General features: G+C 68.5%; 9 protein-coding genes and 3 pseudogenes. 7 read left to right on the forward strand and 5 right to left on the reverse strand.

Features of this window, described 5'->3' with window-relative positions; translation table 11 throughout:
- Positions 1–248: 248 nt before the first annotated feature.
- Positions 249–629, reverse strand: a pseudogene (locus NRF20_RS38910) (hypothetical protein); the annotation flags it as partial.
- 520 nt (positions 630–1,149) lie between these two features.
- Here NRF20_RS38910 and NRF20_RS38915 point away from each other — a divergent pair.
- The gene (locus NRF20_RS38915) at positions 1,150–2,187 is read left to right on the forward strand and encodes an NUDIX domain-containing protein (protein WP_398634685.1); all 1,038 of its coding nucleotides are present in this window, start codon (positions 1,150–1,152) and stop codon (positions 2,185–2,187) included.
- Here the strand turns inward: NRF20_RS38915 and NRF20_RS38920 are convergent.
- A pseudogene (locus tag NRF20_RS38920) lies at positions 2,146–2,511 on the reverse strand (MBL fold metallo-hydrolase); the annotation flags it as partial. The gene NRF20_RS38915 and the pseudogene NRF20_RS38920 overlap by 42 nt on opposite strands.
- Before the next feature lie 199 nt (positions 2,512–2,710).
- Between NRF20_RS38920 and NRF20_RS38925 the strand changes: the two are divergent.
- Positions 2,711–3,070 (forward strand): annotated as a pseudogene (locus tag NRF20_RS38925) (DUF4158 domain-containing protein); the annotation flags it as partial.
- Positions 3,071–3,146: 76 nt separating this feature from the next.
- Positions 3,147–4,583 (forward strand): hypothetical protein, encoded by a 1,437-nt coding sequence (locus NRF20_RS38930; RefSeq protein ID WP_413754088.1) that lies wholly within the window; start codon positions 3,147–3,149, stop codon positions 4,581–4,583.
- On the opposite strand, the gene NRF20_RS38935 is transcribed toward NRF20_RS38930, so the two are convergent.
- Positions 4,576–5,673, reverse strand: a complete 1,098-nt coding sequence (locus tag NRF20_RS38935; protein WP_398634686.1) for a winged helix DNA-binding domain-containing protein — start codon at positions 5,671–5,673, stop codon at positions 4,576–4,578. The genes NRF20_RS38930 and NRF20_RS38935 overlap by 8 nt on opposite strands.
- Before the next feature lie 84 nt (positions 5,674–5,757).
- A complete protein-coding gene (locus tag NRF20_RS38940) occupies positions 5,758–6,792 on the reverse strand; it encodes a zinc-binding dehydrogenase (protein ID WP_398634687.1) in 1,035 nt (344 codons plus the stop codon).
- A gap of 119 nt (positions 6,793–6,911) precedes the next feature.
- On the opposite strand from NRF20_RS38940, the gene NRF20_RS38945 reads away from it, so the two are divergent.
- From NRF20_RS38945 to NRF20_RS38960, 4 genes are all read left to right on the forward strand, one after another.
- Positions 6,912–7,868, forward strand: a complete 957-nt coding sequence (locus NRF20_RS38945) for a helix-turn-helix transcriptional regulator (RefSeq protein WP_398634688.1) — start codon at positions 6,912–6,914, stop codon at positions 7,866–7,868.
- Positions 7,869–8,045: 177 nt separating this feature from the next.
- A complete protein-coding gene (locus tag NRF20_RS38950) occupies positions 8,046–8,714 on the forward strand; it encodes a recombinase family protein (protein ID WP_413754089.1) in 669 nt (222 codons plus the stop codon).
- Positions 8,711–8,866: a hypothetical protein gene (locus tag NRF20_RS38955; protein WP_413754090.1), complete on the forward strand. Its 156-nt coding sequence runs from the start codon at positions 8,711–8,713 to the stop codon at positions 8,864–8,866. Before NRF20_RS38950 ends, NRF20_RS38955 begins: the two co-directional genes overlap by 4 nt.
- A 699-nt stretch (positions 8,867–9,565) precedes the next feature.
- Positions 9,566–12,367: a hypothetical protein gene (locus NRF20_RS38960; RefSeq protein WP_413754091.1), complete on the forward strand. Its 2,802-nt coding sequence runs from the start codon at positions 9,566–9,568 to the stop codon at positions 12,365–12,367.
- 440 nt (positions 12,368–12,807) lie between these two features.
- On the opposite strand, the gene NRF20_RS38965 is transcribed toward NRF20_RS38960, so the two are convergent.
- A complete protein-coding gene (locus NRF20_RS38965; protein ID WP_413754092.1) occupies positions 12,808–14,025 on the reverse strand; it encodes a hypothetical protein in 1,218 nt (405 codons plus the stop codon).
- Between the last annotated feature and the right edge of the window lie 3 nt (positions 14,026–14,028).

Here is a 14,028-nt window from a genome sequence, read left to right on the forward strand (position 1 = left end):
ACACGGGCGGTCTGTCGTGGGCCCGGCCGGCCTGAAGGGTGACACCCGGTCCAGTCGGCACGGCCGGCAAGGACGGCAGGGACGGCGCCGACGGGCAGACTGCCCGGACGGTTACTTTCTCCAGGCCCCACCGGACTCGACATACCCGCTGCCGCAGAGGACGTCGCCTGAACGACATGATGCCCGCCACCCATCCCGGGTGGCGGGGCCACTGTCGTGTCCGAGGCCAGAGGCTGCAGCAGCGGTGACTATGGGCAGGTTTCGTCGTACTTGACGGCGGTGAACTCAACAGGCTGACCGGTGAGGGCCGCCCCAGGGCTGGGACTCTGCGTGCAGACCTTCCAGTTGCTCTCCAGCAGCACCATGCGGTCACCAGTCGCATCAGTCACCGTGATCGACGTACCGGAGTCGAGGGTGCCGCGGGCCGTCTTCACGGACTTCCCGGCCAGGTTCGGCATCTTGCTGCCCTCAACCTCCGACTCCTTCTGATCCTTTGCGGGGCAGTTCTCTTCGAGCTTGACCGCCCCGAAGTCGAGCTTGGTGTCGACCGGGATCGTCTTCCCTGGCGCGTAGTTCTGGGAGCAGACCTTCCAGTTCCGGTCGAAGGCATGCATCCGGTCTCGACCAGCCACGGGATATGCGTCGCCGCCCAGGACGTGAAAGCGGAGGACCAGTGCGCCCAACACCGTTCGGGGCGTGCCGGTGAGACAGGACTCGCTCCTGCTCACTGCCCAGGAACGGTGGCAACTGCCGTGCGCGGTGCCTCGCACCGGGGCGGCCGACCTCGCGGAGGGTGGCGGATCCGGGGTGGATGTCCCCCGAGTTCGGTTCATGAAGATATCAACGCATCGGCCCCGGAATGGAGGTCGGGAGCACGATGTTCCACTGGTGAGGGAGTTCTGATCGAAGAGTGAAGGGATGGTGGGTCCTTCACGGCCTCGGAACCTCTCGGCTTCATGGCGCGTGACCTGGGCGCCACCCCTCACACGCACTGTGTATGGTCAACGGCCTGCCGGGAACCGGCGGTGGCCGTGGGACGCCGTCCGCAGGCTTCCGACGGTTCCTTTCGGGCAACGTCATCGCCACAGCCGGGTTTTCGCGGCAGGGTGTTGCGGGCAAGCCACAGGGGGCTACGGAAGAGGGGGAACCGTGATCGTCTGGATCAACGGTGCGTTCAGCGCGGGCAAGACGAGCGCCGCGCGCGAGCTGGTCGATCTGATCCCGAACAGCACGTTCTACGACCCTGAGCTGATCGGCGCAGGGCTGCGGTATCTGCTGCCCCAGAAGAGACTTGCCGAGGTGACGGACTTCCAGGACCTGCCGATCTGGCGGCGTCTGGTGGTGGACACCGCCGCGGCCCTGCTCGCCGAGGTGTCCGGGGTGCTGGTGGTGCCGATGACACTGCTGCGACAGGAATACCGCGACGAGATCTTCGGAGGGCTCGCCTCCCGGCGCATACCGGTGCGTCATGTCCTGCTCTCACCTGAGGAAACGATCCTGCGCAAACGGATCGCCGACCGGGTGGAGTTCGCCGACGACCCGGAGCACAGCGAGCGCGTCCGGCAGTGGGCCTATGAGCACATCGAGCCCTACCGGGCGGCGCTCGGCTGGCTCACCCGGGACGCCCACACCATCGACACCAGCGCGCTCACTCCGTACGAGACGGCCGAGCGGATCGCCGAGGCGGTCCGCACCGGAGCGGCCACCGTATGTGAGATCGTGCAGACGCCCGAGCCGACTGCGGAGACCGTCGCGGCCGGCGTGCTGCTCTTCGACGAACACGACCGGGTGCTGCTCGTCGACCCGACGTACAAGCCCGGCTGGGAGTTCCCGGGCGGAGTGGTCGAGACCGGCGAGGCACCGGCACAGGCAGGGATCCGTGAAGTGGCCGAGGAGATAGGCATCCATCTCGAACAGGTGCCGAAACTGCTCGTCATCGACTGGGAGGCGCCCGAACCGCCCGGCTACGGAGGGCTGCGGATGCTCTTCGACGGCGGTCTGCTGCCCGGTGCGGACGCCGATCGGCTGCTGCTGCCCGGCTCCGAACTGCGCGGCTGGCGGTTCGTCACCGAGGAGGAGGCGGCCACCATGCTGCCTCCGACCCGGTACGAACGGCTGCGCTGGGCACTGCGCGCCCGGGAGCGGTCAACCGTGCTCAACCTGGAGGCCGGAGTCCCGGTCGGCTGAGGCACGCAGCACCGCGGCGGCGTCGACGGTGAGGGGATCGCCGTGCCCGAAGCAGGCCGTGGCCGGTTCCAGCGCGGCCAGCCGTCGGAACGAGGCCACGGCCTGCGCCCGGTCGATGGTGAAGACGCCCAGCATCACCTGACCGACCCCGGCCACGCAGCCGCCGGTGAACAGCACTTCGTGGTGCGGCAGATGGATACCGATGGAGCCGGGAGTGTGGCCCGGTGCGTGGACCACACGGGCCCCCGATCCGAAGCGGATCTCGTCGCCGTCGGCCGGCTCGCGGTCGACACGGGAGCCCGTCGGCGCGGAACCGGGCCTCGTACCGGGCGATGGGGTCCAGCCAAGGTGAGCCCAAAAGGGGCAGTGGGATGATCTTGGTGCGGTTGCGGCTTTACCACCCGCAGGCTGATCTTGTCCGGGCGTCCCGGATTCTGCCTGTCCTCGGTCAGCTCTGTCGGAACGATACGCGCGTGGGCGCGCGTGGCGCGCCCGATTCGGGCTGGTATCGGGTGAGGTGGGGATGGCCTCGATCGAGCGGACCGCGTACCCGCGGTTCAAGCGGCTGATCACCGCGCGCGAGTTGCACGTGTTCTTCACTCCGGGCGAGGAGGAACGGACCTGGGCCGAGGAGGTCACCGACTCGGATGAGCACCAGCTCGCGCTGCCGCCAGCGCTGAAGTCGTATCAGCGGATGGGTTGCTTCCCGAAGCAGGAGGACGTGCCGGACCAGGTCGTGGATTTCGTGCGGCGCGTGATGGAGCTGCCGGAGAGCACAGTGCCGGTGTACGCCTCGCAGCGGACCGCCAAGAGCCACCGCGGCATGGTGCGCGAGCGGTGCGGCATGCGCTACGACGGGCCGGCGGCGCGCAAGGTGGCCGAGGAGACGATTCGGATCGAGGCGGCGTCGAAGAACAACCCGGCGGACCTGATCAATATCGCGTCGGCTCAAGGGCCACTTGGAGTGGGTCGACGGCCTCGGCGACACCGCGAAGTGGCTCCAGGGGGTGGCGTCCGGGAAGGTCGCGGACTTCGCCGGCGAGGCGGAGGCCCAGGACGCCGCGACGTTGAAGGACTACACCGAGGACAAGCGGGTTGCGCTGATCGCTTGCCTGGCCGCGAAGGCGCGAATGCGGGCGCGGGACGACGTGGCCATGATGTTCTGCAAGCGCATGGCGGCGAAGGCGAAGAAGGCCCGGGACGAGCTGGAGGAGATCCGCCGCCAGCAGCAGGAGATCGGGGAGGCGCTGGTCGGCAACTACCGCGCCCTGCTGCAGCAGGGCGACGCCGGCGGGCCCGCGCAGACCGTGCGGGTGAAGGCCGCCGCGATCACCGAACAGGCCCTGGACGCGCTGGAGGGCCTGGACGAGGAGTCCAGCGCGGAGGAGGTCGCGGGGCGGCTGGAAGGGCGGGTGTCGCCCACGTTCCTGCTGCTGGCCGAGGGGCTGACGGTCCAGTCCAACGGCCTGGCCTCCGTGACGGCGGCGGTGGAGAAGTTCGGCGGGTTCGACGCCCAGTACGCCTGGATCGAGAAGGTCTCCGCCCACCACGGCGACAACTGGGAAGTGCTGCTCCACGGGCACCTGAAGGCGGACCGGCCGGTGGCGTTTGACCTGACCGACGTCATCGAGCTGAAGGCCACCAGCGAGGACTCCACCGCCCTGGACGCGCTCGCACACGCCAAGGCCCACCGCACCCCGGCCCGCGACTACATTCCCGACCGCGACGACCAGGGAAGGCCCGTCAGCACCTCCTTCGCCACGCAGAATTGGCAGAAGGTCATCCGCGACCGCCGCCGGCCCGGGTACTTCGTGCGCCGCCACTTCGAGGCCATGGTGTTCTACTACCTCGCCGAGGAGCTCCGCACCGGCGACGTCGCGGTGATGGGCTCGGAGGAGTACGCCGACTGGTCCGAGCAACTGCTGCCCTGGGAGGCGGTGGAGGAGAAGCTGCCGGAGTATCTGGTGGAGGTCGGCCTGCGCGAGGCCGATGACACCACGGCGTTCGACGGCCGGACCCTGGTCGCCCAGCTTCGCCAGCGGTTGACCGCCGCGGCGGCGAAGGCAGACGGCGACTACCCGGACAACGACGAGCTGTTCATCGACCCGGACTCCGGGGTGCCCAAACTCAAAGCCCGCCGGGCCGAGAAGCCACGCAAGAGCGCCCAGGTGCTGGTGCAGGCGATCAAGGAGCGGATGCCGGAGCGCTCGCTGCTGGGGATCGTGGCGGGCGCGGCGTACTGGATCGAGTGGTGGCACCGGTTCGGGCCGGCGGGTGATCCGCACCGTCCAGCTGCTGCGCTATCTTTCGGATGCGCCGCTGCGCAGCCGGGTGACGGCCGCGACCAACGAGGCGGCCGCCGCATGAGGGGGAAACGGCCCGTCGTTCTCAGGTAAACGTGACCCCCCGCTTGGCCGCATCAGGTGCGACGAAGGCGAGAAGTCGCTCGGCCTCGTCCAGTACTGCCTGTGTGCCCGCTTGCGACAGCGGCCGGAAGGGGGAGATGAGCAGTACGGAGCCCTTCACCGACCATGTGCCGTGGACGAAGCCGTCAACGAGGAAGGTGGGCCGCACCATGGCCTGACCCGGCATCACCAGCTTGCGGTCTGCCTCGCTGATCACTCGCGCGCGGTCTGTGTGCCCGAGGAGCAGGTTGTCGAAGGCGGGCAGAAATCGCACGGGGACGGGCAGGTCCGGGTCGGCGAGCGACGCGTCGGGCAGGTCGAAGAGCTCAGTGCCCCGCTCGTCGTGGAAGACGCGCAGCTGTGACCGCAGCCCGTCGAGAGTCTCATGCAGGCGGGTCAGCCCCGACCATGCCTGGATGTCCATGACGCCAGCCGGGCCGAACGCCGCCAGGTAGCGGCGGATCACCGTCTCGACTCGTGGCGCTGCCATCGGTCGGCCGATCCAGTGCTCCGCGAGGGTGATGGCGATGTTGGGGCGGTTGCCCCAGGCGCCCCAGGCGCCGGTGGCCGGGGCGTGCACCATCGGTACCCGCAGTTCCACCGCCCCCGCGAGCACGCGGCCGTCGCGGCCCGGGAAGCGCTCGGCGAGCGACAGGGCGAGCTTCCGCCGAGGCAGGGTGTGGCCGGCCATCAGCTCGCGACCGGCGTCGGTGAGCTCGGCGATGTCCAACCCGGCGGTCTGCGCAGCGAAGTACTGCGCCCGGGCGGTGCGGTCCAGGACGGGCTGGACGACGGGCCGCAGCCAGCGGAAGTCGTTGCTGCTGGTCAGGTGCTGGGTGCTGCGTAGGGCTGCGGAGCGCACCACGCGCCCGTCGCGGAGCAGTGCCGTCAGGTCGTCATGTCGGAAGTCGGCCAGCCGGGTCCACAGCCCCACGTAAGGCCAGTTGGGCTCCTGCCCCTGCAAAGCGACCAGGTGTTCGACGACGTCGAGTACCGGGCGGGAGGTTCGGGCGGCCAGGAACTGTCGCTGGAGCAGTGTCCGGTTCAGGGTGCGGGTGGACAGCACGGGGGCGTCGGTCATGTGGTGCCGGTTCTCCTTGGATGGTGGGTACGTCACCGGGAGCGCGTCGCCCGTCCGTGTGTGACGGGCGGCGCTCTTCGTGCCTCAGTCGGCGACCCTGACGGAGACGTTGCCCTTGTAGTTGCCCTTCAGCAGGGAGACGAGCGCCTGGGGAGCTGCCGAGAGGCCGCCTTCCACGATCGTGTGGGGGAACACGAAGCGGTCCTCGCTCAACCAGGTGCTGAAGTGCTCGGTCCACGCCGCGATCTGCTCCGGGGTGTGATAGGTGGAGAACGGCAGGACCTCGATCCCCTTGGCGGCCGCCGCGGTGAGGTCCGGCTCGGGGAACCGGTCCTCGTGGTCGCCGATCTGGGTGGCCAGCGCGCCGCACAGCGCGAAGCGGGCCCCCGGCGCCGCCGCCTCGACGGCCGCATCGAACTGCTCTCCGCCGACGTTGTCGAAGAACACGGTGATGCCCTCGGGCGCCAGTTCCCGCAGATGATCGAGGACGGGGCCGTCTTGGTAGTCGAACGCCGCGTCGAAGCCGAGCTCGTCAACCAGGTAGTCGATCTTCGCCTGGCTACCCGCGCTGCCGATCACCTTCGCGGCGCCCCGGCACCTGGCGATCTGTCCGGCCAGCGACCCGACGCCGCCCGCCGCGCCGGAGACGAAGACGACATCGCCGGCACCGGCCTTGGCGATCTCGGACATCCCGTAGTAGGCGGTGGGCCCCTGGCTGAGGTAGTGCACCGGGCTTGGGAACAGGTCGGGGTCCAGCTTGGGGTACTGGTCGGCAGACCCGGCCGAGTACTCGCACCAGCCGGCCATGGTGCGTACCTGGTCGCCGACGGCCAGGTCCGCACTGATGGACCGCACGACCGTGCCCACCGCGCCGCCGCCGATGCGCCGGCCGACCTCCCACGGCGGGATCGGCAGACGGGAGTCAGCCCGCAGCATCTCCAGGTACGCCACCGACAGACCCAGGTAGTCCGTGCGGACCAGTACCTCTCCCATGGCCGGTTCGGGCGTAGGCACCTGTACGAGGTCGAAGGTGTCGGTCCCGAGGTCTCCCTTCAGGTGCTTGGCCAGCCGCACTTCCCACATCGTGTCGGGGGTCGTCGACATCGTGCTGTCGGTCATGGTTCTCCTCGTTTCGATCAGTTGGCGCACCCGGCCTGGGCCCGTGCCGTTCTCGTGAGACCCACGCTATGAGCCATAGCGGTCACTTTCCGACCTCAATTGCCGCCATCCTGGAGGGCATGGCGAACACAAGCTCACGGACTCTGCGGCTGCTGTCCCTGCTCCAGACCCACCGGCACTGGCCGGGCGGCGAGCTGGCCGACAGGCTCGGGGTTTCTGCGCGTACCCTGCGGCGCGACGTCGACCGGCTGCGTGAGTTGGGCTACCCGGTCGAGGCCAGTCGCGGCGTCGATGGCGGCTACCAGCTCACGGCAGGCGCCGCCCTGCCGCCGTTGGTGCTCGACGACGAGGAGGCGGTCGCGCTCGCCATTGGGTTGCGTGCGGCCGCCCAGGGCGCGGTTACCGGAATCGAGGAGTCCTCGATCCGCGCGTTCACCAAGGTCGTGCAGGTCATGCCGGCGCGACTGCGCCGACGGGTCGACGCCCTGCGGGTGGTGACCGTGCCCTCGGTCGAGGGCGGTGGGGAGACCGTCGAGGCCGGTGTGCTGACCGCCATCGCGCAGGCATGTCGGGACGAGGAACGACTTCGCTTCTCCTACACCGCCCGCGGTGGCGAGCGCAGCGCCCGCCATGTCGAGCCCCACGGGCTGGTCTCGCTCGGGTACCGCTGGTACCTGGTCGCCTACGACCTGACCCGGCAGGACTGGCGCAGCTTCCGCCTCGACCGCCTCGACGATCCGCGCGGGACCGGAGAGCGGTTTCGCCCGCGCGAGCTACCTGCCGACGACGCCTCGGCCTTCGTCCGTGCGGGGAGCGGCGGCGTCCCCGTTCCGCACACCGTCGAAGCGCTTGTGCACGCCCCCGCAGCGGCTGTTCGCGCGCGCGTTGGCCCGTGGGCGACGGTCGAGGAGGTCGACGAGCAGCGGTGCCGGGTAAGGATGACCTCGCAGACCCTGGACTGGCCGACTCAGGCACTGGGCAATGTGGGTGCGGAGTTCGAGGTGCTCGGCCCTCCCGAGTTCGTCGACTTCGTCCGGGAGTGGGCTGCCCGCTTCACCCGTGCCACCCGCTCGTGATGTCCTGTGGCGGAGGTCCGCCGTCGCAGGCCAAGCGATCAAGATCTTCAATAAACCAATGTTTGTTGAAGATCGCCGGGTGAGCGGCCGGAAGGCCCCCAGGACCTTCAAAAAGTCCTTCAAAAACCCGGGCGGTTCAACAACCTCCGACCACCGTTTCCTGACAGGATTTCGGGCGTGAGCACGCCACTTGAAGACGCCCAGTTCGAACTCCTGGCCGCCGAAACCGCCGTCCGCACCGAGATCCGCATCGGATACGCACGGGTGTCCACCGGCGGACAGAAGCTCGACCGTCAGCTCGACGCCCTGAACGCGGTCGGCTGCCGCCGGATCTTCGCCGACAAGAAGTCGGGGAAGAACGACCTGCGGCCCGAGCTGAAGGCGTGCCACGCCTTCCTCGCCGCCGGCGACACCCTGGTGGTACCCGCCCTCGACCGCTACGGCCGCTCCCTGCAGGACCTGATCACCATGGTCGGCGAACTGCGCAAGCGGGAGATCGGCTTCACCTCGCTGCACGAGCGGCTCGATACCACCACCCCCGGCGGCCGGCTGGTCTTCCACGTCTTCGCCGCGCTCGCGGAGTTCATCCGCGAGCTGATCGTCTCCGGCACCCGCGAGGGCCTGGCCGCCGCTCGCGTCCGCGGCAAGGTCGGAGGCCGGCCCACCGTCGTCAACCCGGACATCATCCGGGCCGCCCGCGACATGCTCCCCAACCCCGAGCACTCGATCACCTCGATCGCCAAGCTCCTCGGCGTCAGCCCCGGCACCCTCTACAACCACATCCCCGACCTGCAGGAGCTCCGCGCCGGCCGCATTCCCGCCCAGCTCGAAGCGGGCACCCGGTGATCCCCGGCGAGCACGGTCTCAAGGGCGGCGCCCTCCAGCTCGGCGCCGACGAGCCCGGCCTGTCTGGGCCCTTCGGAGTCTGGACTGATCAGGACGGCCAGGAAGACGAGCATGAACCGGCCAAGGACGCTTTCGCCGAACCGCACTGCTGAGTCGCCGAGATCATCTCACTGCCCCTTTTGGGCTCACCTTGGCTGGACCCCACGTCCCCCGCGAGTTCGGGAAAACTGAAGGGTTCTCAGCGGGAACCCGAGGGTCAGTGCCCGGATTTCTAGGGGGTTGACCCGTGGGTTCGTGGTGAAGTCGCGGGGTCCGGGCTTGGTACTTACTGGTGGGCTCTCCTATTCAACTGTCGCTGGTTCCCCGAGGAACCCAGCCTGCTGGTGACCTTCCGTGATCTCCGGCGGCGTATCGGCTCCAGGGTTCGGCGGAAGATCGCTGACCGGCTGCGGGCGTCGTTAGAACCTGGTTGATACAGCCCGGGTCGGCGCTCCTCGGGCCGATCTCTGGCCTGGACCGTGAGGTGATCAGTGACCGTAGGGTTCAGGGAGCGGCGGGAACCTGCCACGTGGCGCGAACAAGCTTGTTTGAAAGGGGGATTGGGATGGAAATCAGGAATGGGGAATCGGGACCATCACGCCACGACCCGGTGGGGTCGCCCGGTCCCGGAACCGGGGGCAGATGTGGACGCACGGGACAGCGCATCAGTACCGTCCGAGCAACCACCTCCGCAACCACCGCTTCCCCCGTACCCTTCGTTCCCACCACTTCCCCCACAGGCGCCGCACCTCTCGCCACCGCCACCGCCAGCGGGCAGTCGGGCGTCCCGGGCGGCTATAGCGCTTGTCCGGTTGATTAAGTCCAGTCGCTGGTACTGGCGTTGGGGCGTCCTGGCGCTGGTCATGGTGCTCGTCGCCGGTCTGATGACCTTTGTGCTCTGGCCACGCGAGAAGACGCCCCCGCAGCTGGCCTCGGCGGCCACGAAGAGCCTGCGTGCCTGGCGCGGGGTCACCTATGCGGGGACCACGGTGAACGGCAACGGCGCGATCATCGGCTTCCGTCTGACGGTCGCCCGCGACGGCACTACGTACGGAACCCTGAGCCGTGACTCGGGGGCATACGCGGAGCTCGCTGTGAGCCCCAAGCGAACCCTTCTGCGCGGCAACAGCCAGTGGTGGTTCGAGCACGAGCCGGGCAGCGCCGAAGCGCTGGCCAACACCTGGGTGGCCGACCCGCCGCAGGGGGTGATCGGCCTGGCCGAGCTGTCCCGGATGACTCCGACGGCGCTCGCCGACGCCCTCTCGGGCAAGGACACCGACGGTCCGTCCGGGCGGCCGTCCACGTGGCGCCAGAGCGTGGCCACGTCGGTGAACGGCCGTCCGGCGAAGGTACTGACCGACGGCACCCTGCGCTTCGTGGTGAGTGCGTCCCCTCCGTACCAGCCGCTCTCGGTCGGCCTGCCGGGTTCCGCTGGATCTCAAGGAGCCGCCACACCCGAACCTGCGCCGGACGCCTCGGATGCGCGCACTGCCGTCTTCCGCTCCGGCCCGCAGGACGGTGCCGCACGGTCCGTGGGCCATGTGCAGTCCGCAGGTCACGTGCCGGCGGCGGCCGGTGAGCCCGCGCCCGCCCCGGCCCTGTCGTCTGCGGTCAGCGAGCCCGACAAGGCCCAGGTGCAGAGCACGACGGAGAACGTACGCCGGGTCGACACCTCGCACGAGCAGGCCGAACCGCTGAGCCAACGTGTGGCGGCCCAGACGGACGTGGCCGTACAGCTCACGGCATCGTTCTGCAGCACTCCGAGCTGCCCGGCCACCGTGAACGTGACCAACCAGGGCACCGCTCCGGCCAGCGGCACGGTGATAGTGACCGTAGCCGGACAGACGCCCCTGAACAGTCCTGTTTCCGTGCCTCCCGGCGGGAACCGCACGCTGACGGCTACGGCGACGAATACGGCACCGCCCGGCCAGACGATCCCGGTGAGCTGGTCCGCGGTCTTCTACGAAGCGAGCGTCATGGGCGACGACCCGGCGCTCGTCAAAAGGCTGATGGGCCGCGGTTTCAAGCTCAATGAGCCACTGGGCGACCAGCGGGCCAACGACAGCAAGGGCAAGCCCGTCCTGCAGCTCCTCGACGCCATGACGGCCGACATCGGTCCGCGGACCAGCCCCGAGGTCCGCGAGAGCCGGCTCAGCAATGTCGGCAAGACGGTGGCCAATCTGAAGCAGCAGGGAGCGTTCGAGCCGTTCTACGACCTAGCCGTGAACACCGACAACCTGAGAGTTGCCGGCGAGAGCGGCATTGCCGAACTGGCAGCCAAGACGGCCCAGCTCTCCGTCTCCGACCGGCGGACGCTGCAGTATGCGAGCGATCTGGCGCGCGCGGGGAACGAGGTCGTCTGGGGCAACACCTACAAACCCGAGGGTTCCACGGACGGGTACAAGGCCGACCTCCAGAACCTGACTGGCAAACAGACCATCCAGCGCAAGGCCGTGTCCGGGGGCACGGACGCGGTCGTGAACGACTTCGCGGCGGCGATCAACGAACTCTCCGGTACCGGGGTGGTCCCGCCGGGCTTCGACAAGGTCGCCTGGATCGACATCGACCCGAACGCCTCCACCGTCCTGGCCGGCAGTGACCGGCAGGCACTGGCGAAGGAGTTCAAGAAGCTCAAGCTCGACAAGTACTGCAACGGCGCGGGCGGGCCCGCTTTCGACGCGGCCGTGTTCACCACCTATCCGCCCGGCCCGGACGGCATCCCGCAGCGTACGAACAGCGTGTTCACCTGCAACGAACTGCTGAGCAGTGCCGTCGACCCCCACAAGTACATCCAGGACGAGATGGTCTGGAAGGCCAACAACGACCCGGTCTGGTACTCCGCCAACTACATCAGCGACGGCCGCCGAAAGAGCGAGACCACCACGGAGAACGGCGTCACGCTGCCGAAACTCGCCAAGGACAACGAAAACCACTGGATCTCCAAGGACAAGCTGCCCTCGGCCCCCGGTGCGAAGCTGTCCCCCGCGAAGTTCGTCGGCCCGGGCTCGGTCGGTGACGGAAAACGGAGCGACCTGCTCAACAAGATCGCTGACCATCGCAAGACGTCCGTGGATCTCACCAACGCGGAGCTGAAGTGGAAGGAGAATGAGACCGCGGCCAATGGGCAGACACGCGACAAGGCATTGCAGAACTACCGGAAAGAACTAGGCGTCAAGCCCAACAACAGCTCCATCTCCGAGCGGCTCGGCGAGAGCGCGGCACGCTACCACATCATTCCGGAGGAATTCCCGGGAGCCCAGTGGATCCCCCTGCCCAAAACCCCCACTGGTGCCGATATGTTCGACCAGCTGTACCGGCTCAAGGACGGCACGCTGCTCATCGTCGAGGCCAAGGCGCCATCGAGCAACCTCCGCTGGCGTCAGGGGAAGGGCCGTTACAAGAACAAGATGGTCCAGCAGATGACCAGGGAGTACGCGGAGACGATCATCAAGGCGATGAAAGAGCGTGAGACGAAGTCCCCACGGGACGGCAAGCTGGCGGACGACCTGAAGGAGGCGCTGGACCACGGAAAGCTCCGCTACGTCCTCGTGAAGGCAAAGGATGGCGGCAGCTCCTACGCGGGTGGCACCCTGCAGGAAAGCGTCATCAACTAGCCCGGCGCTGCGGGCAAGCCCTGGCTGCAATGGCGCGGCGTGCCCCACGCGTCTCCCTCGTACTGCGCAAACGTGGCCCCTCGTCGACGTGGACAAACTTCGACCCGGCTCGCCTCGGTTGCGTTCGGTCGGTAATTGGCTGGCCAGGCTTCCGGCGTCGGCGATTTCCCATGCTCCAGATGACCTCGCGTCGAGTCGTCCAGCCCCGCGCGGAGCGGCGCTCAGCGCCGGAAACCTTGAGGCATTGATAGGCCCGCGACACGGATGATCCGAGGCCAAGCCCATGATCACCGGCTTAGCGTTAACGGCTGTATCGCTGTATCGCTGTACCAAGCCCGGGGTCGCTTTCCAGGGGCCGTTCCAGGAGAGCGCGGGCGGAGTTCGCGTAGCGAATCGCGGTCTTCTCGTCCAGGCCGAAGACCTCGGCGAGGTGGAGGGCGTCAGGACCATGGGAGAGGGCTTCTTCGAGCTGCCGGTCGACGCGGAGCTGTTCCAGGGTGGCGGCTCGGCCGCGAAGTGGTGCGGTCAGGGAGACCGCGCTGACCGGGCCGGTGCCCAAGGCGGTGAATTTGTTGATCAGCAGGTGCAGGTTGGCTGTCGGGCCAGCGGCGGCGCCGGTGGTCCAGCCACTCGCGGGCGACGTGCAGCGTCAGTTCGTCCATGGGATGGACCCTGCCGTCGATCACGAGCTTTCGGTTGCCGATGTCGAGGTCGTCGAGTTGGAGACGCCGGATTGCGCCGGATCGCGCGGCGTGCACGGCGGCGAGTGCAAGGGCCAGGCGGTCCGCCGGCTTGGTGACTGCTGCGACTGAGTTGTTGACGTACTCGGGCTCCAAGGGTTGAAGAATGCCGTATTCGTGCTGGCCGACGCGGATGCGGCTGGTCGGATTCTTGAAGATGGTGCCGCTCTTCTTCGCCCGGTCGAACAGCGACCGCAGCACGATGAGCGTGTGCCGTCGCTGGCTGCCGTGAAGGGCATCGAGCTCTCTGAGGACGTCGCCGCGGGTCACCTCGCGCAGGTGGTCGTGCTGGGCTGACCACTCCAGCAGGACGGGGCGGATCCGGTTCAGGTAGTTCCAGACCGTGGACTCGTCGCGGGGCTGGGACCGGGGGCCACCGTCGTGCAGGATACGGGCCCAGTGCTCCACGTCGCGGCGGATTCCGGGGGCGATGCCGTCGAGCTTGCGCTCCAGCCACTGTTCGAACGACGGCGTCCGGTCGTCGTGGAAGACGCCGATGTCGGCGAGTACTTCCACTGTGCGTTGGACGCTGAGCCCTCGGGATCGCAGGGCCGGGAAGATCTCGGAGTGCCGCACGACTTCGCCGCTGACATGGCCGGACAGCACGATGACCAGCGCTCGGCCGACGTCGAGGCGGACACCGCGAGGCCAGCCGTGAGCTTCACCGAGACGATGTGCGGTAAGCCGGGCCCAGGCCAGCCACGGGTTGTCGAGCCGGGCATGTTCCTGGCGATTGAACCGGGTGAAATCTCGGCGGGCCTCGAACAGCGGCGGCTGGAGCCAGCCGGAGACCGGCCGGTAGGCGGGGGCCGGGTCGGGGTGGCTCGGGCGACCCCGACGTCGTCCCTGCTTACCTCTGGGAGGACCGGGCTGACGCGGCCGGTGGAGGTTGGTGAAGAACAGTTGATGATGCTGCACCCT

It is taken from the genome of Streptomyces sp. R-74717, assembly GCF_047305335.1.
In the GTDB taxonomy this organism is placed as follows: domain Bacteria; phylum Actinomycetota; class Actinomycetes; order Streptomycetales; family Streptomycetaceae; genus Streptomyces; species Streptomyces atratus.